This window comes from Bacillus carboniphilus, from assembly GCF_039522365.1.
In the GTDB taxonomy this organism is placed as follows: Bacteria; Bacillota; Bacilli; order Bacillales; family JC228; genus Bacillus_BF; species Bacillus_BF carboniphilus.
On the sequence record NZ_BAAADJ010000022.1, the window covers coordinates 124,277 to 141,285 of the forward strand.

Consider the following 17,009-nt stretch of genomic DNA (forward strand, 5'->3'; position numbering starts at 1 on the left):
AATGGTAAAGGTACTGATCGTGGACGACTCTGCTTTCATGCGAAAGGTCATCTCAGATTTTTTAACTAGCCACCGCAGCATTGAGGTTGTTGGCACAGCTAGAAATGGGGAAGATGCCATAAAAAAGATCCCAGTCCTGCAGCCTGACGTCATTACACTTGACGTGGAGATGCCGGTAATGGATGGGTTAGAGGCTCTTGAATGGATTATGAATGAATCCCCACTTCCCACTGTTATGCTTTCAAGTAGTACTACAGAGGGAGCTAAAAGTACCTTTCATGCATTGCAGCTTGGAGCAGTAGATTTTGTTGCAAAACCGTCTGGACCAATTTCATTGGATTTACATAAAATTCAGGATGAATTGGTAGAGAAAGTATTACATGCTAGTCAAGTGAATATGAAAAAAATGACTCCCGTTCAAAAAAGAAAAACAACGCAAGCCGAACTAGTTGAAGAATCACAACACATTAAGACTAGCCAAGCACAAGAATGGAGTCCTTCACATAACAAAGTCATCATGATAGGTACCTCAACAGGTGGTCCAAAGGCACTTCAATCTGTACTATCTTGTATCCCAAGTGATATACAATCACCTATCATTGTCGTTCAGCACATGCCTCCGAAGTTTACTGAATCACTGGCCGTTAGACTCAACTCATTATGTGAGCTAGAGGTGAAAGAGGCTAAAAACGGTGACAAATTGGAAAATGGTGTTGTATACATCGCACCAGGTGGTTACCACCTAGAAATTAAGCGAAAAGGTCTTTCACTAATTCTCGAGACAAATGAAGAAGACCCTGTAAATGGGGTAAGGCCTGCTGTAGACCGACTATTCCAATCTGCTTCAGAACTGACCGACTACTATAAAATTGCTGTGGTCATGACAGGAATGGGATCAGATGGAACAAAAGGGTTAAAAAAGCTAAAAGAATCCGGACAAACAAAAGTCATAGCAGAATCCGAAAACACTTGTATCGTATATGGAATGCCTAAATCAGCCATATCAGCAGGAGTAGTAGACATCGTAGCCAATGTGGAAGACATTCCTTCAACTATTCTTTCTTTACTATAAAAGGGGTGGAACAGATGGAAATGAACCAATATTTAGAAATGTTTATTGAAGAAAGTAAAGAACACCTACAATCCTGTAACGATCATTTACTAGAGTTAGAAAAACAACCTGACAACCTACAAATCGTAAATGAAATCTTCCGTTTAGCCCATACGCTCAAAGGAATGTCAGCTACTATGGGGTATGAAGACATAGCCAGCCTAACACACCAAATGGAAAATGTACTGGACGCAATTCGAAACGAGCAAATATCCGTTACATCCGATATTTTAGACGTTGTTTTTACCTCAGTAGATCACCTAGAAGAAATGGTTCTTTCCATTTCAGAAGGCGGAGATGGAAAAAAAGATGTAACAGCGGTTGTTCAAGCATTAAAACAAATTGAATCTGGTGAGGTTGTAACATCGACAGAACCAGCACCAAGCACAGCTAAAGGAACAAGTGCGACACAGCAAACATACGACGATTTTGAAAAAACGATAATAGCTCAATCCATTGAACAAGGCTTTTCTTGCTTTGAATTAACGGTATCTCTAAGAGCTGATTGTATGTTGAAAGCAGCGCGTGTATTTATGGTTTTCGATGTGTTGGAAAAATCCGGGGAAGTCATCAAAAGCAACCCGACTACAGATTTATTAGAACAAGAAGAATTTGAACAAGATTTTACAGTAACGCTTTTAACAAAAGAAAAGCAAGAAGATCTTGTAGCCAAAGTAATGACGGTATCGGAAGTAGAAAAAGTACAGCCTATTGCTATTCAACTCAAGGATTTACACGCTGCAGAAAATGAAGTGGCGGTTGCTGTGGAAGAGGCTGTCCAAGAAAAAGCCCAAACATCGGCAGGTAAAACAGAGTCAAAAGAAAAGAAATCAACGAAGTCAATTCGTGTTAATATCGATCGATTAGACACACTTATGAATTTGTTTGAGGAACTAGTCATCGATAAGGGCAGGTTAGAACAAATTTCTAAGGAATTAAAGAATCCTTCGCTGAGAGAAACTGTTGAGCATATGTCACGAATCTCAGGAGACCTGCAAGAAATCATACTCAAGATGAGAATGATTCCAATTGATACGGTCTTTAATCGTTTCCCGAGAATGGTTAGACAGTTAGCAAAAGATTTACATAAAGAAGTTGATTTCACAATTGAAGGTGCTGAGACAGAGCTGGATCGGACAGTTATAGATGAAATTGGGGACCCACTTGTTCACTTAATCCGAAATGGACTTGACCATGGTCTAGAAACGCCAGAAAAACGTGTAGCCAGCGGGAAAAATCCAACAGGAACCCTTCATTTAAAGGCTTATCATAGTGGTAACCACGTCTTTATCGAAATCCAAGATGATGGTGCAGGGATCAACCGAGATAAAGTACTTGAAAAAGCCATTTCTAAAGGGATTGTCACCGCTGAGGAAGGAAAGGCACTTTCTGACACTCAAGTGTATGAATTGATTTTCTCTAGTGGATTCTCTACGGCTGACCAGATTTCGGATATTTCAGGTCGTGGTGTAGGATTGGATGTAGTAAAAAGTACAATTGAATCGCTTGGTGGAATCATTACCATTCAATCAAACCCTGGACGAGGTTCATTGTTCTCCATTCAGTTACCTATGACCTTATCGATCATGACGGTCCTATTAGTTGAACTAGAAAAAGAGAAATATGCAATTCCACTTTCTTCTATTATCGAAACATTAATCATTCATGAAAATGAAGTGAAAATAGCGCATGACCAAAAGGTACTAGATTATAGAGGAAAGGTACTTCCGATTGTTTCATTAAAAGACAGATTTGAAGTATCAGCTCAGAATGAAGAAACATCTGAATACTATCCTGTCGTTGTCGTAAAAAAAGGAGACAAGCTAGTTGGCTTAGTAGTTGATTCATTCATAGGACAACAAGAAGTGGTACTTAAACCATTAAGCCGTGCACTAGGTGAGATTAACGCAATCAGTGGTGCAACCATTTTAGGTGATGGACAAGTCGCTCTAATTATTGATACAAATGCGTTCTTTTTATAAGGCTTAATACTGAAATCAACGGCCATTGTTCATAGAAACAGCAATTATTTTAATCTATAAACTATTAGAAAACCAAAGTGAGGTGCTCGTATGGCAAACGAAACGGTATCGGCCCCTGAACAAAAACTAATTGTCTTTCAATTAAAAGATAAGGAATATGTCATTCCAGTTGAAGAAGTAAAATCAATCGAAAGACCCCTACCTATCACAAGAGTTCCTGGAACACCGCCTTATATAAAAGGTGTAATGAATTTAAGAGGACTCGTCATACCAGTCATTGACCTTAAAGTCAGATTGGGAATGGAAGAAGAAGCAATCAATGAGAAAACAAGAATCGTCATTGTCCTCGTTGAAGGGCATGAAGTTGGATTTATTGTAGATGGTGCGAACGATGTAATTGATGTTGCTAAAGATGCAATTGAACCTCCACAACATACATCCAATGAAAAAGTAGATGAGTTTATCGAAGGTGTCTTCCAATACCAAAAACGGATCATGATTCTACTTAAATTAGGAAAAGTACTAGAAAAAGAGATGGCACATTTCTAGAGGAGAATACCGATGAATTTTGATTCGATTACACATTTTCATTTAGATGTCTTAAAAGAAGTGGGGAATATCGGAGCGGGTCATGCCGCAACGGCCCTATCGTCTCTATTAGGAGAAAAAGTAGACATGGAGGTTCCAGCTGTCCGATTTGCATCATTTGACGAGATGATGGAACTGTCAGGGGGAAGTGAGGCAGTTGTAACAGCAGCCTACTTAAGAATACATGGTGAAGTAAATGGTCATATGTTCTTTGTTTTACCCATTCATCATGCTGAAAGATTCGTAGAAAAGCTGTTAGGTGAGCCTGTGTCATTTCAACATCCACCTTTTCCAGCGCTTACGACCTCTGCTATTGAAGAGATTGGGAACATATTATCAGGGTCATACCTTACTGCATTGTCTGATTTTTCAGGAATGAATCTTATGCCATCCGTTCCGTCAATTAGTATCGATATGTTCGGTGCCATTATTACACACGGACTTTTTGAAATATCTGCCTACAGTGATTCAGTCATTGTGATTGAAACGTTTTTAAAATCAGAGCAATGGGATGATGAAAAGCTAAACGGTTACTTTTTCTTGTTACCCGATCCAGAATCTATTCCAGTCCTGTTTCGTTCACTCGGAGTAGATGACAATGGCTAAAGTGGAGGAACTTTTGAAGGTCGGGATTGCCGACATGAAATTGGGATGTGCTTCCCAAGTTTTACGTACCACAGGTCTAGGGTCATGTGTTGGAATTGTTCTTTATGATGAGATGAAAAAGATAGCGGGAATGGCTCATGTTATGCTTCCAGATTCCTCTTTGGCTAAAGCTGGAACGATACATAATGCCAAATACGCTGACACAGCCGTTCCTACGCTCCTTGAACTCATTATTCAAGAAGGGGCGAGACGTTTCTCTATTAAAGCAAAACTAGCGGGTGGTGCCCAAATGTTTAATTATTCGGGAACCAACGACATGATGAGAATTGGTGCAAGAAATGTTGAAGCCGTTAAGCAACAATTGAAGCAGTTAAATCTCCCAATTATAGGAGAGGATACAGGTGGCTCCAATGGTAGAACGATAGACTTTTTTATAGAAACAGGAAAATTATTAGTTAAAACAGTCAACAAAGGAGTTCAAGAAATATAGTGAGTGGTCATTGGTTTTGGAATTTTACATTTGCACTGTTTGGGTTCCTTCTATATTTCTTTCTATCTTTTGATAAAAAAGAACCAGCGGTACTTCTTATACAGTCATTTTTAGTCTTTATTCTATTTTATCTAATTATTTACATCGTACGGTTCTTATGGACTATGTCGGTTGAAGATCCAACAAAAGATAATCCCCAAGAAGAAATGCCGACAAAAGAAACAGAGCAACACCTGGAAATGTTAGAACTAACCAAGCAGCTAGAAAAAGAAGACGTCGAAAAAGTAGTAGCCTATATTCGGGAGCAATTTCAAAAGGAAACGAAATAAATAAAAACTTGTAGATCAGAGGACAAGGAGGTTTATTATGGCAAACGCACTTACGGATGATGAAAAGTTACTTTGGAATAAATGGTCGCAAGCCCGTGATCAAGACGCGGGTAACACTTTAATTCATAAATACATGCCACTTGTCCATTTCCATGTTCAGCGAATCTCAGCTGGTTTACCTAAAAACGTTGGAAGGGACGATCTAATAAGTTTAGGAATGATCGGGTTATACGACGCCCTGGAACGATTTGATCCATCTAGGGATTTAAAATTTGACACGTATGCATCCTTTAGAATCCGTGGGGCCATTATCGATGGCCTCCGGAAAGAAGACTGGCTTCCAAGAAGTACACGAGATCGAGCCAAAAAAGTGGAAGCAGCATCTGAAAGACTTATGCAAAAATATTATAGGCAAGCAACTGCAGCAGAAATTGCAGTAGAACTAGAAACGTCTGAAGAAGATGTTTACAAGACGATGACAGAATATTTCTATGCATCCGTTCTCTCAATAGACGACACATCTTACGACAGTGAACAAAAGGATCATCCTTTTTATATAAAAGACGAACATACACCAACACCAGAAGAACATCTAACATACGATGAAAAAGTGGTAGAATTAACTGAGGGAATCAAGAGCTTAACAGAAAAAGAGCAAATGGTAATCTCGTTATTTTATAAAGAAGAATTAACTTTGACTGAAATCGGACAAGTTATGAAACTTTCAACATCCAGAATCTCACAAATACATGCAAAGGCATTATTCAAGTTAAAAGAATATTTAATGGTATGGATGTGAGTTAAAGTGGATATGAAATCAATTGATATGCAATTGTCTCTTCCTCGAACTCAAGAAGTAGGAAAGCTACAAGGAGACCTGCAACAAAGAAACCAAATGAACGTATTAGCTGGGACCGAGGCCATTCAAAAAGAAGAAACCCAGAAACAAAAGTCAGTCGTAAAACAGGAACAAAAGGGGAATGTACAGAACAACCGAGAAGAAGCGTCTTCCGGGCAGCAGCATTCTTCAGAAAAACGTGAATCTAAGTCACAAAAAGAAGAGCGAAAAGCAAAGCACCCATATAAGGGGAATCTGATAGACTATAGTTCTTAGAGAAATTGGGGTGAACGGATACAAAGTTCACCCCTTTTATTAAATGAACGTTTTATAAATTTTTGACTCTTTTTTTAGAGGCTAAGGTAAGATAATGGGGGTTACTGATATCTGCTGTCCCATATGCGTCGTGATTTGCTGCAAAACGGGACAAGCGAGGCCGTGTCTGTCCCATATGCGTCGTGATTCGTTGCAAACCGGGACAAGCAAGCTCGCATCTGTCCCATTTACGTCGAGATTCGCTGCAAACCGGGAAAAGCGAGCCCGCAACTGTCCCATTTACGTCGAGATTCACTACAATACGGGACAACTAAAGCCCCATTTGTCCCATTTGAGACGCGAATCACTACTAAACGGGACACCCCGCCCACATCGAAATCAATACGAAAGTAAAATAGACTATTATCAAAAAAGAAACAATAACACTGTATAAAATAAAGGATGTCATGCCATGGCTTTTTTCTTAGCAATTAGTATTTTACTTAATATTCTTTGTATTTTTGCCATCGTAGTCTTGTTCCTCAGACAGAATCGACTTCAAGAAGTTGAAAGAAAACAAGAACAAACACTCAGGGAAATGGAAGATCTTTTTTCTTCTTTTATATATGAGATGAAAGATGAAAATGAGAAACTTCATGCCCTACTTCAACACCCTAGTAACCAAATGAATGAAAAAGACCAACCTGTGATCAAGACTCAATCAGTTGAGATTGTAAGGGGAACTGAAGAAGATCTCCCTGAAAAAGAAACAAGTCATCCAGTTGAGCCTACTGTAAAAACTGGGGTCCAGCATCATCTTGCCAAGCGTGCATATGGAGAAAAATCAAAAATGCAAGATTCAGAAGAACTTCCTCCTTGGTTGACGTTGGACGAAGAAGTACAAAAGGAAGATGTTGAAGCTACTCCTAAAACTGTACAAGAACAGATTGTAGAACTCTGGAATGAAGGAAAATCTATAGAAGCAATTGCCAAAAAAGTAGATAAAGGTAAAACAGAAGTCGAACTTACCCTAAAATTCTACGGAATCCGCTAAGTAATGCTTGATTGTCTATTTTCTTTATGCTATATTATTTGATGGTGTTATTACACACGCTTGTGGATTTAAGTAAAGGTGCTATCTGAAATCAGGTAGTTTTACTTAAAGATGAAGGAAGCGGAGGCAACAAAACCATATTAGGAGGAAAAACACATGTCAGTAATTTCTATGAAGCAACTTCTAGAAGCTGGTGTACATTTCGGACACCAAACTCGCCGTTGGAACCCAAAAATGAAGAAATATATCTTCACTGAGCGTAACGGCATTTACATCATCGACCTTCAAAAAACAGTTAAAAAGGTTGAAGATGCATATAACTATGTAAAGGAAGTAGCTGCAAACGGCGGAAACATCCTTTTCGTAGGTACTAAAAAGCAAGCACAAGAGTCTGTGAAAGAAGAAGCAGAACGTGCAGGTATGTACTATGTTAACCAACGTTGGTTAGGTGGTACATTAACTAACTTCGAAACTATCCAAAAGCGTATTTCTCGTTTGAAAACAATCGAAAGAATGGCTGAAGATGGTACTTTTGAAGTACTTCCTAAGAAAGAAGTAGTTCAACTTAAAAAAGAACAAGAACGTCTAGAAAAATTCTTAGGCGGAATTAAAGATATGAAGAGTCTACCTGACGCAATTTTCGTCATTGACCCTCGTAAAGAAAGAATCGCAGTTGCAGAAGCACACAAGTTAAATATTCCACTTATCGGTATCGTTGATACAAACTGTGATCCAGATGAGATCGATGTTGTAATTCCAGCGAACGATGATGCAATTCGTGCTGTAAAACTTCTTACATCTAAAATGGCAGATGCAATCTTAGAAGCGAAGCAAGGCGAAGAAGCAGCTCCTGTAGCTGAGTAAGTTGTGAACTAAGGTGATAAGAGGTAACACCCTTATCACCTTTTTTTCCGAATCAAAAACAAAAACAAACAAATACTTTTAACAAACCTAAAATTTAGGGTCTGTACATATGTTTCATAAGGAGGACAACGAACTATGGCAATTACTGCTCAAATGGTTAAAGAACTACGTGAAAAAACCGGTGCTGGTATGATGGATTGTAAAAAAGCACTTCAAGAAACTGATGGTGATATGGACAAAGCAATCGACTTCCTACGTGAGAAGGGGATTGCGAAAGCTGCTAAAAAAGCAGACCGTGTTGCTGCTGAAGGTACAACTTACATCCACACTTCAGGTAATGAAGCAGTTATCTTGGAAGTAAACTCTGAAACAGATTTCGTTGCGAAAAACGAAGGTTTCCAAAACTTAGTTAAAGAACTTGGTGAGTTCCTTTTAAACAACAAGCCAGCTAATGTTGAAGAAGCTCTTAACCAAGAGTTCGCTGCTGGCACAACTGTTGGACAACACATCAACGCTTCTATCGCGAAAATTGGTGAAAACTTAACTCTTCGTCGTTTTGAAATCAGAACAAAAGAAGATAGCGATGCATTTGGTGCTTACTTACACATGGGCGGACGCATTGGTGTTCTTGCTGTTGTAAAAGGTACTTCTGATGAAGATGCTGCTAAAGATGTAGCTATGCACATTGCTGCACTAAATCCTAAGTATGTTTCTCGTGATGAAGTATCTCAAGAAGAAGTTGAGCGTGAGCGTGAAGTATTAACTCAACAAGCTCTTAACGAAGGCAAGCCTGAAAACATCGTTGCTAAAATGGTGGAAGGTCGCCTAGGTAAATTCTTCGAAGATATCTGTGTTCTTGACCAAGCTTTCGTAAAAGATCCAGATCAAAAGGTACGTAAATTCTTAGAATCTAAAAAAGCAACATTAGAAAGCTTTGTTCGTTATGAAGTAGGGGAAGGTCTTGAGAAGCGTCAAGATAACTTCGCTGAAGAAGTAATGAGCCAAGTTAAGAAGTAAGACATATATTCAAGGGGGCAAGCCATAAAAAGTGTCAGACCATCCAGACTAAATCATGATGATTCATATTTAGATGGACGTCCGATTCTAATGGGTTGCCCTTGTTTTTGGATAAAATAAGAGTGTGAACCTGCTCACGCTTTTTAGTAAAGCAATTCTACATAAACGGAGGTTCTTATGAGCAATCCAAAATATAAGCGCATCGTATTAAAATTAAGTGGAGAAGCACTTGCTGGTCAACAAGGTTTTGGAATTGATCCAGCCGTTATCAAATCTGTTGCAGAACAGGTGAAAGAACTAGCGGACCTTAATGTAGAGGTTGCAGTTGTTGTAGGTGGAGGCAACATTTGGAGAGGTAAGGTAGGTAGTGAGATGGGAATGGACCGTGCCACTGCTGACTATATGGGAATGTTAGCTACTGTCATGAACTCTATGGCCCTTCAGGATAGCCTTGAACAATTAGAAGTAGAAACGAGAGTTCAAACCTCGATTGATATGAGACAGGTTGCCGAGCCTTACATAAGAAGACGTGCCATTCGTCACCTAGAAAAGAAACGTGTCGTTATTTTCGCTGCTGGTACAGGGAACCCTTATTTCTCTACTGACACAACTGCAGCATTAAGAGCAGCAGAAATCGAAGCAGATGTAATTTTAATGGCGAAGAACAACGTAGATGGTGTGTATTCATCTGATCCAAAGATTGATAAAGACGCTAAAAAATATGACGAACTATCCTATTTAGATGTGCTTAAAGAAGGGTTAGCAGTAATGGATTCCACTGCTTCTTCCTTATGTATGGATAACGATATTCCATTGATTGTCTTTTCAATCATGGAAAAAGGAAATATTAAACGTGCCGTAATGGGCGAAACTATTGGAACTATAGTAAGGGGGAAATAACCATGTCAAAACAAGTAATTGATTCGACTAAAGACCGTATGACAAAAGCTGTTCAGGCTTTATCAAAAGAACTTGCCAGCATCCGCGCAGGACGTGCGAACGCAGCGATCCTTGATCGAGTGTCTGTGGATTACTACGGGGCTCCTACACCCATTAACCAATTAGCATCTGTTTCTATCCCGGAAGCTCGTTTACTTGTGATTCAGCCTTACGATAAGACAATCTTAGGTGATATTGAAAAAGCGATCCTCAAATCAGACATCGGACTAACACCTTCGAATGATGGTAGCATTATCAGATTATCGATCCCACCATTAACAGAAGAACGCAGAAAAGAGCTTGTGAAGCAAGTAAAGAAAGAAGCGGAAGAAGCGAAAGTAGCCATCCGTAACATTCGTCGTGATGCAAACGATGAGTTGAAAAAGCTTGAGAAGAATGGTGAATTAACAGAAGATGATCTTCGCGGATATAGTGATGATGTTCAAAAGTTAACTGACCAACAAATTGCCAAGGTTGACGAAGTAGCTAAAGATAAAGAAACACAAATTATGGAAGTATAGAAGGGAGGGTATCCTCTCTTTTTTTATTTTTTTTTGGATTTTAGGGGATTTTCGTGAAAATTTTATAAAAATAACAAATGTATTGGGATTTGAGCCTGTCTCATCTCCAGTTTTTTTAGCCGGCAGTTAATATTCACTATAAAATGGGTGGGGTTTGTGTTTGCGGTATCGGATACAGGGGATTTTAGGAAGGGTGTGTGCGAAAATCTTGATTTGTGTGCGATTATTTTCGTTTGGGTGCGAAAAATTGAGTTTGAATGCGAAAATTAAAATTTGAGTGTGGTTTTTACTAGTTTGAGTGCGAAAAACCTACATTTGAGTGCGCCACCGCATCGAAGTAACCGAACAACCTATATTTGAGTGCGCCACCGCATCGAAGTAACCGAAAAAACCTACATTTGAATGTGCCACCCCCATTCAAATTACTGCTAAACCAACCACACAAAACACCCGATTTGCTAGCTTTCTTTAAAAATGAGAAGATATAATTGTCAATTTTTGATATAATCATGCAAGAATTATTTTTTTTATAATACATAGTACAACTTGGATGGTGGGAATCCCTTTTACATGGGGTCAAAGGAGGACTTTTTCATGCTTCACAAGCTAGGATTTAAAAAACAGTCCAAAAGACAAGAAACAATAGAAGAACGAAAACAGGAAGCGATGAAACATCCTGTCCCTAAACATGTGGCCATTATCATGGATGGAAATGGGAGATGGGCTAAAAAAAGAGCACTCCCTCGGATTGCCGGACATCATGAAGGGATGAAGGTGGTCCGGAAAATAACGAAGTTGGCAAATAGCTTAAAATTAGAGGCTCTAACTGTTTACGCGTTTTCAACGGAAAACTGGAAAAGACCGAAAAGTGAAGTTGATTATTTGATGAAGCTTCCTGAGGAGTTTCTAGGAACTTATTTACCTGAGCTTGTAGAGGAAAATGTACAAGTTCGAATGATCGGGTATCGCGACACACTTCCAGCTCATACACAACGTGCTGTTGACAATGCGATTCAACAAACGGCGAACAATTCAGGTCTTGTGTTAAATTTCGCCTTGAATTACGGAAGTAGAGCAGAGATTATAGATGCCGTGAAGCAAGTCTTAAACGATTACAAAAGTGGTATAATAAAAGAAGATGAATTGAGTGAGGATTCATTTTCTCGTTATTTGATGACTGGGCAGTTAAATGATCCAGACCTTTTAATTCGGACTAGTGGAGAAATCCGTTTAAGTAATTTTATGTTATGGCAGTTAGCTTATACAGAGTTTTGGTTTACAGAAGTACTGTGGCCAGATTTCTCAGAGCAACATTTTATGGAGGCAATTGAAGCCTATCAGAAGCGTTCCCGCCGTTTCGGGGGCGTATAACGGTGAGGAAGGTTTAAATGAAGCAGAGAATACTAACAGCTGTAATTGCTGGAGCGATATTTTTACCCATTGTATTTTACGGAAATGAACTATTAGTGATTGCAACCTATATCATTGCGACTATTGGATTGCATGAATTATTAAAGATGAGAAAACTATCACTTTTAACCGTCCCTGGCGTAATCTCCGCATTGATTTTGTGGATATTCCTTCTACCAAGTGAGCAAACTGTCTGGTTTGAAGATATATTGTTTTCAAAGGTAGAACTTGCGTTACTAGCTGTATTGTTATTTTTAACATACACAGTGGTGACCAAGAATAAATTTACGTTTGAGGACGTCGCTTTTGCGATTATGTCTACACTGTACGTAGGCATTGGATTTTATTACTTAATTGAAACACGAGAAACAGGCATTATTTTTATTTTATATTCCTTATTTATCATTTGGGCAACTGATTCGGGAGCCTATTTTATTGGAAGAGCTTTCGGTAAACGTAAGCTTTGGCCTGAAATTAGTCCTAACAAGACGGTAGAGGGATTTGTTGGAGGAATTATTTGTGCTGTAGTTGTTGCCGTGTTGTTTTCGGTTTTCTCTGACATTACAGACAATGTTGTCTTCTTTTTATTCGTCACCATTATTTTGTCTATTTTTGGACAAATAGGCGATTTAGTGGAGTCTGCGTTTAAACGATATTATAATGTGAAGGACTCTGGAAACTTATTACCGGGGCATGGTGGTATTTTAGACAGATTTGATAGCTTGCTATTTGTACTACCTTTGTTAAACCTTCTATTGCTTAATGCATAGTAAGTAGCTTATAGTGCAGGAGTTGACCGTTTGTTTTGAAATCTATTAACTTACTGGGGGCTAGTGGCTCCATTGGTACACAAACATTGGATGTTATTCGTGAACATCCATCTTCTTTTTCTTTACATGCGTTTGCTGTTGGAAAAAATGTAGAAGCAGCGCTTGATATCATTCGAGAATTTCAACCTAAATTAGTATCTGTTCAGAATAAAAGTGATGCGGAACTAATAAAAATGGAATATCCAAGCATAAGATGTACATATGGGAAAGATGGTTTAGTGGAAGTGGCAACAGAAGATGGCGGTGATATCGTTGTAAATGCTGTTACTGGAAGTTTAGGCTTAAAGCCTACTTTAGAAGCAATCAAATTAGGGAAGACGATGGCGATTGCGAACAAAGAAACTTTGGTAACGGCTGGTCATATTGTAATGGAAGAAGCCGCTAAATATAAAGCTAGCCTTTTACCAGTTGACAGTGAGCATACAGCAATTTTTCAGTGTCTGCAAGGGGAATACGCTAAGAACATTGAAAGATTAGTCATAACAGCTTCTGGAGGTAGTTTCCGAGATAAAACCCGGGAAGAATTAGAGGGTGTTACAGTTGAACAAGCTCTAAATCATCCCAACTGGTCTATGGGAGCCAAGATTACGATTGATTCGGCAACCATGATGAATAAAGGGTTAGAAGTCATTGAAGCTCATTGGTTATTTAATATCCCGTATGAGAAGATTGACGTATTATTACATAAAGAAAGTATTATTCACTCCATGGTGGAATTCCATGATTCAAGTGTGATGGCCCAGTTGGGAACACCGGACATGCGAGTCCCCATCCAGTATGCCTTATCCTATCCTGATCGTCTTCCATTGAAATCCGCGAAACGTTTAAGTTTGGCTGATGTAGGTATGCTTCATTTTCAAAAAATGGATCTAGAGAGGTTTAGATGTCTTCATTTTGCTTTTGAAGCGGGGAAGGCAGGTGGCTCTATGCCAACGGTCTTAAATGCAGCGAACGAAGTGGCCGTACAAGCCTTTTTAGATGGACAAATTACATTTCTTGAGATTGAAGATATAGTGGAACAAGCATTACTTAAACATGAAAAAATAGCGCACCCTGACCTAGACACTATTTTAGAGGTCGACCGAGAAACAAGAGAGTGGGTACACTCACTGGTTTCCCATTCAAAACGGAAGTGACACTTCATTAAAGGTGGTTTTTTTATTGCAAACAGTGATAGCCTTTATTCTTATTTTTGGTTCACTTGTATTTTTCCATGAACTAGGACACTTTATGTTCGCCAAACGAGCAGGCATTCTATGTAGAGAGTTTGCGATTGGGTTTGGCCCCAAAATCTTCTCCTATCGAAAAGGAGAAACACTTTACACCATTCGTCTTTTACCAATTGGTGGTTATGTAAGAATGGCTGGTGAAGACCCCGAGGTAGTGGAAATTAAACCTGGCTATCGTGTTGGCTTGGTCTTAGATAAGGATGAAGTTGTAACCAAAATTATATTAAATAAGAAAGATCAATACTCAAATATTCGAGTGATGGAAGTTGAAGCCATCGACATGGAGCACAACCTTTTTATTGAAGGATTTATTGAAGATGATGAAGACGAGAAAAAGGTGAGACTTTCCATTCACCCTAGCGCAACAATTGTGGAGGATGGGGTTGAAACCCTAATCGCCCCTTATGATCGTCAATTTGCTTCAAAGACCTTAGGTCAAAGAGCAATGGCGATTTTTGCAGGTCCAATGATGAACTTCGTTTTGGCATTCTTTATTTTCTTAATCATTGGTTTCCTACAGGGTGTTCCGTTGAATGATCCAGTTTTAGGTGAGATCACAAACGATGGAGCTGCGAAGGAGTCTGGTCTGAAACAGGGAGATGTGGTTCAATCTATTGATGGAGCTGAAGTTTCAAATTGGGTTGACATTATTGAAATCGTACAAAAACACCCAGGTGAGCAAATAACTTTCTCCATTGTCCGTGGAGAAGAAATGTTAGAGGTTCCTGTTACACCAAAGGTTTACGATGATGGAGAGCAAGAGATTGGTCAAATCGGTGTGTATCGCCCATTTGAGAAGAATCCATTAGCAGTATTTGAGTATGGAGTAACGGAAACCTATTTCTGGACAAAACAAATTATATTTATTTTAGGTAAGCTCGTAACGGGGCAATTCTCGATTGATATGCTTTCCGGTCCTGTTGGGATCTACAAGAGTACTGAGGAAGTGGCCAATCAAGGAATTTACAATCTGATGAAGTGGGCGGCACTCTTAAGTATTAACTTAGGAATCATGAACCTTCTACCACTTCCAGCCCTTGATGGAGGAAGATTATTATTCTTTGCTGTGGAACTAGTTCGAGGTAAACCTATTGATCGTCAAAAAGAAGGAATTGTCCATTTTATTGGATTTGCATTACTGATGTTACTGATGTTAGTCGTAACATGGAATGATATACAGCGGTTCTTTTTATAAAACTGAAAAAGAACTGCGCGTAGAATTGGAAGTTGGAGAGGTGCTATTAGATGAAGCAAAGTATGTCGCTTATACCTACACTAAAAGAAACACCAGCAGATGCTGAAATCAAAAGTCATATATTTTTACTAAGAGCTGGGTTCATGAGACAAAGTGCCAGCGGAATCTACAGTTTTTTACCACTGGGCAAAAGAGTCCTAGCGAAAATAGAGAACATTGTTAGAGAAGAAATGGATAAAGCAGGGGCAGCAGAGCTACTCATGAGTGCTCTAGCCCCAGCTGAGTTATGGCAAGAATCTGGAAGATGGTATTCCTATGGACCAGAACTAATGAGATTACAGGACCGACATGAAAGAGACTTTGCTCTAGGGGCTACCCATGAGGAAATGATTACATCTCTAGTTCGTGATGAAATCAAGTCATATAAACGATTACCGTTAAACGTTTATCAAATTCAAACAAAGTTTCGTGATGAAAAACGTCCTCGTTTTGGACTTCTTCGTGGAAGAGAGTTTTTAATGAAGGACGCCTACTCATTCCACGCTGACTCTAAAAGCTTAGACGACACATATGAAGATATGAAGGCTGCCTATTCAGCCATCTTTTCTCGTTGCGGCTTAAATTTCAGAGCCGTTTTAGCAGATAGTGGTGCAATCGGTGGGAAGGATAACCATGAATTTATGGTTCTTTCTGAAATCGGAGAAGATACCATCGCGTACTCTGATGCAAGTGATTTTGCAGCAAATATTGAAATGGCACCAGTTCTTGCAACTTATGAAAAGAGTAGTGAGACTCCATCAGAGCTTGAGAAAAAAGAAACACCAAACCAAAAGACAATTGAAGACATTACTCAGTTCTTCGGTACAGAAGCTTCTAACTGTATAAAATCTCTTTTATTTAAGGCAGAAGAGGACTATGTTTTAGTTCTAGTTCGTGGAGACCATGAAGTAAACGATGTAAAATTGAAAAACATCCTTGATGTAGATGAAGTCGTTTTAACTACTCCAGAAGAGACAAAAGAAGTACTAGGTTGTACAATAGGATCGCTTGGACCTGTAGGTGTGGAAAACGTAAAAGTAATTGCTGATCATGCTGTTGAGTATGTGGTTAATGGAGTTTGTGGCGCGAATGAAGAGGGCTTCCACTATGTGAATGTTAATCCAGGACGTGACTTTGAAGTAGAACGTTATGAGGACATTCGCTTAGTTCAAGAGGGGGACCCTTCACCAGACGGGAACGGAACCATTCAATTTGCTAAGGGTATCGAAGTAGGGCATGTATTCAAGCTTGGTACTAAATACAGTGAAGCTATGAATGCTACTTTCCTCGATGAAAATGGAAAGGCTCAAACGATGATTATGGGTTGCTATGGAATCGGTGTATCGCGACTTGTGGCAGCCGTTGCTGAACAATTCTCTGATGAAAAAGGTTTGCTCTGGCCAGATTCAGTTGCTCCATATCAAGTTCATTTAATTGCAGTAAATCCTAAGGATGAAGCGCAAAGAACCCTATCTGATCAATTGTATAAAGAACTTCAAAGTAAAGGGTATGAGGTCTTATACGATGACAGACAAGAAAGACCAGGTGTGAAATTTGCTGAATCTGACCTAATCGGAATTCCAGTACGATTAACAGTAGGAAAGAAAGCGAATGAAGGAATTCTAGAATGGAAAGAGCGCAAAGATGGTGAAATGAAAGAAGTCACGGTCGATGCGTTAATGGAAGAATTGCAAACCCGTTTTCAAAAATAA

18 protein-coding genes are annotated in these 17,009 nt (G+C 39.1%); all 18 read left to right on the forward strand.

The features are described 5' to 3' along the window. Position 1: 1 nt before the first annotated feature. Positions 2–1,072: a protein-glutamate methylesterase/protein-glutamine glutaminase gene (locus tag ABDZ91_RS11875; protein ID WP_343799240.1), complete on the forward strand. Its 1,071-nt coding sequence runs from the start codon at positions 2–4 to the stop codon at positions 1,070–1,072. Between the two features lie 14 nt (positions 1,073–1,086). After that, positions 1,087–3,093 (forward strand): chemotaxis protein CheW, encoded by a 2,007-nt coding sequence (locus ABDZ91_RS11880; protein ID WP_343799242.1) that lies wholly within the window; start codon positions 1,087–1,089, stop codon positions 3,091–3,093. A gap of 90 nt (positions 3,094–3,183) precedes the next feature. Next, a complete protein-coding gene (locus tag ABDZ91_RS11885) occupies positions 3,184–3,642 on the forward strand; it encodes a chemotaxis protein CheW (protein ID WP_343799244.1) in 459 nt (152 codons plus the stop codon). A gap of 12 nt (positions 3,643–3,654) precedes the next feature. Next, positions 3,655–4,287: a chemotaxis protein CheC gene (locus tag ABDZ91_RS11890; protein ID WP_343799246.1), complete on the forward strand. Its 633-nt coding sequence runs from the start codon at positions 3,655–3,657 to the stop codon at positions 4,285–4,287. Next, on the forward strand, positions 4,280–4,777 hold the full coding sequence (locus ABDZ91_RS11895) for a chemotaxis protein CheD (RefSeq protein ID WP_343799248.1): 498 nt from the start codon (positions 4,280–4,282) through the stop codon (positions 4,775–4,777). Before ABDZ91_RS11890 ends, ABDZ91_RS11895 begins: the two co-directional genes overlap by 8 nt. Then, a complete protein-coding gene (locus ABDZ91_RS11900; protein ID WP_343799249.1) occupies positions 4,777–5,106 on the forward strand; it encodes a hypothetical protein in 330 nt (109 codons plus the stop codon). The genes ABDZ91_RS11895 and ABDZ91_RS11900 overlap by 1 nt, the downstream gene beginning before the upstream one ends. 37 nt (positions 5,107–5,143) lie before the next feature. Further along, on the forward strand, positions 5,144–5,905 hold the full coding sequence (locus ABDZ91_RS11905; protein ID WP_343799250.1) for a FliA/WhiG family RNA polymerase sigma factor: 762 nt from the start codon (positions 5,144–5,146) through the stop codon (positions 5,903–5,905). A 12-nt stretch (positions 5,906–5,917) separates the two neighbouring features. After that, complete coding sequence (locus ABDZ91_RS11910; RefSeq protein WP_343799251.1) at positions 5,918–6,220, forward strand: hypothetical protein; 303 nt, start codon at positions 5,918–5,920, stop codon at positions 6,218–6,220. 451 nt (positions 6,221–6,671) lie between these two features. After that, entirely contained in the window at positions 6,672–7,253 is a 582-nt protein-coding gene (locus ABDZ91_RS11915) for a hypothetical protein (RefSeq protein ID WP_343799253.1), read from the forward strand. Positions 7,254–7,409: 156 nt separating this feature from the next. Then, entirely contained in the window at positions 7,410–8,117 is a 708-nt protein-coding gene (rpsB, locus tag ABDZ91_RS11920) for a 30S ribosomal protein S2 (RefSeq protein ID WP_343799255.1), read from the forward strand. A 135-nt stretch (positions 8,118–8,252) separates the two neighbouring features. Then, positions 8,253–9,134 (forward strand): translation elongation factor Ts, encoded by an 882-nt coding sequence (tsf, locus tag ABDZ91_RS11925; RefSeq protein WP_343799256.1) that lies wholly within the window; start codon positions 8,253–8,255, stop codon positions 9,132–9,134. 177 nt (positions 9,135–9,311) lie between these two features. Then, positions 9,312–10,034, forward strand: coding sequence for a UMP kinase (pyrH, locus tag ABDZ91_RS11930; RefSeq protein WP_343799257.1), 723 nt, complete (start codon positions 9,312–9,314; stop codon positions 10,032–10,034). A gap of 2 nt (positions 10,035–10,036) precedes the next feature. After that, positions 10,037–10,594 (forward strand): ribosome recycling factor, encoded by a 558-nt coding sequence (gene frr / locus ABDZ91_RS11935; RefSeq protein WP_343799258.1) that lies wholly within the window; start codon positions 10,037–10,039, stop codon positions 10,592–10,594. A 594-nt stretch (positions 10,595–11,188) separates the two neighbouring features. After that, positions 11,189–11,965 carry an undecaprenyl pyrophosphate synthase gene (gene uppS, locus ABDZ91_RS11940; protein ID WP_343799259.1) on the forward strand — a complete coding sequence of 259 codons (777 nt, stop codon included), beginning with the start codon at positions 11,189–11,191 and terminating at the stop codon, positions 11,963–11,965. A 17-nt stretch (positions 11,966–11,982) separates the two neighbouring features. Next, entirely contained in the window at positions 11,983–12,774 is a 792-nt protein-coding gene (locus ABDZ91_RS11945; protein ID WP_343799260.1) for a phosphatidate cytidylyltransferase, read from the forward strand. A 35-nt stretch (positions 12,775–12,809) separates the two neighbouring features. Then, a complete protein-coding gene (locus ABDZ91_RS11950; protein WP_343799261.1) occupies positions 12,810–13,970 on the forward strand; it encodes a 1-deoxy-D-xylulose-5-phosphate reductoisomerase in 1,161 nt (386 codons plus the stop codon). Positions 13,971–13,995: 25 nt separating this feature from the next. Then, complete coding sequence (rseP, locus tag ABDZ91_RS11955; protein ID WP_343799262.1) at positions 13,996–15,258, forward strand: RIP metalloprotease RseP; 1,263 nt, start codon at positions 13,996–13,998, stop codon at positions 15,256–15,258. A gap of 50 nt (positions 15,259–15,308) precedes the next feature. Then, positions 15,309–17,009 (forward strand): proline--tRNA ligase, encoded by a 1,701-nt coding sequence (locus tag ABDZ91_RS11960; protein WP_343799263.1) that lies wholly within the window; start codon positions 15,309–15,311, stop codon positions 17,007–17,009.

Coding starts and splice junctions, on each gene's coding strand:
- ABDZ91_RS11875 (WP_343799240.1), top strand. CDS start 2: ATGGTAAAGGTACTGATCGTGGACGACTCTGCTTTCATGCGAAAGGTC.
- ABDZ91_RS11880 (WP_343799242.1), top strand. CDS start 1,087: ATGGAAATGAACCAATATTTAGAAATGTTTATTGAAGAAAGTAAAGAA.
- ABDZ91_RS11885 (WP_343799244.1), top strand. CDS start 3,184: ATGGCAAACGAAACGGTATCGGCCCCTGAACAAAAACTAATTGTCTTT.
- ABDZ91_RS11890 (WP_343799246.1), top strand. CDS start 3,655: ATGAATTTTGATTCGATTACACATTTTCATTTAGATGTCTTAAAAGAA.
- ABDZ91_RS11895 (WP_343799248.1), top strand. CDS start 4,280: ATGGCTAAAGTGGAGGAACTTTTGAAGGTCGGGATTGCCGACATGAAA.
- ABDZ91_RS11905 (WP_343799250.1), top strand. CDS start 5,144: ATGGCAAACGCACTTACGGATGATGAAAAGTTACTTTGGAATAAATGG.
- ABDZ91_RS11910 (WP_343799251.1), top strand. CDS start 5,918: ATGAAATCAATTGATATGCAATTGTCTCTTCCTCGAACTCAAGAAGTA.
- ABDZ91_RS11915 (WP_343799253.1), top strand. CDS start 6,672: ATGGCTTTTTTCTTAGCAATTAGTATTTTACTTAATATTCTTTGTATT.
- rpsB (WP_343799255.1), top strand. CDS start 7,410: ATGTCAGTAATTTCTATGAAGCAACTTCTAGAAGCTGGTGTACATTTC.
- tsf (WP_343799256.1), top strand. CDS start 8,253: ATGGCAATTACTGCTCAAATGGTTAAAGAACTACGTGAAAAAACCGGT.
- pyrH (WP_343799257.1), top strand. CDS start 9,312: ATGAGCAATCCAAAATATAAGCGCATCGTATTAAAATTAAGTGGAGAA.
- frr (WP_343799258.1), top strand. CDS start 10,037: ATGTCAAAACAAGTAATTGATTCGACTAAAGACCGTATGACAAAAGCT.
- uppS (WP_343799259.1), top strand. CDS start 11,189: ATGCTTCACAAGCTAGGATTTAAAAAACAGTCCAAAAGACAAGAAACA.
- ABDZ91_RS11945 (WP_343799260.1), top strand. CDS start 11,983: ATGAAGCAGAGAATACTAACAGCTGTAATTGCTGGAGCGATATTTTTA.
- ABDZ91_RS11960 (WP_343799263.1), top strand. CDS start 15,309: ATGAAGCAAAGTATGTCGCTTATACCTACACTAAAAGAAACACCAGCA.